Genomic DNA, 306 nt, shown 5'->3' with positions numbered 1-306 from the left:
TTTGTTTATTGTATACAACTCCTTTAGATTGGAAAAAATTCAACTTTAAAGGAGTTGTTTTATTTATGACAAAAGAACAAGTTTTAGAAAAGTTAAAGTTTGATGTAGAACTCAGGGGTTTAAGCAAACATACTCAAGATGAGTACTATACCAAATGCAAAATCTTTCAAAACCACTTTGATAAACCCGCAACTGAACTTTATGAAAAAGATATTAGAGAATTTCTTCACTATCTCACAACAGAAAAAAAACTTACCTCTGGAAGTGTTAATTCCTATAATAGTGGACTTCGTTTTTTGTATGGTG

At 29.7% G+C, this 306-nt stretch carries 1 protein-coding gene; it reads left to right on the top strand.

Annotation, left to right across the window (positions count from 1 at the left end; genetic code table 11):
* Nucleotides 1-65: 65 nt before the first annotated feature.
* On the top strand, nt 66-306 hold a 241-nt coding region (locus tag G9F72_RS26850), incomplete at its 3' end, for a phage integrase N-terminal SAM-like domain-containing protein (protein WP_224676344.1).

Origin of the sequence: Clostridium estertheticum (assembly GCF_011065935.2) — a bacterium.
GTDB lineage: Bacteria > Bacillota > Clostridia > Clostridiales > Clostridiaceae > Clostridium_AD > Clostridium_AD estertheticum_A.
Note: the sequence above shows the minus strand (reverse complement) of the source record. Positions and strands in the feature narration are given on the sequence as shown.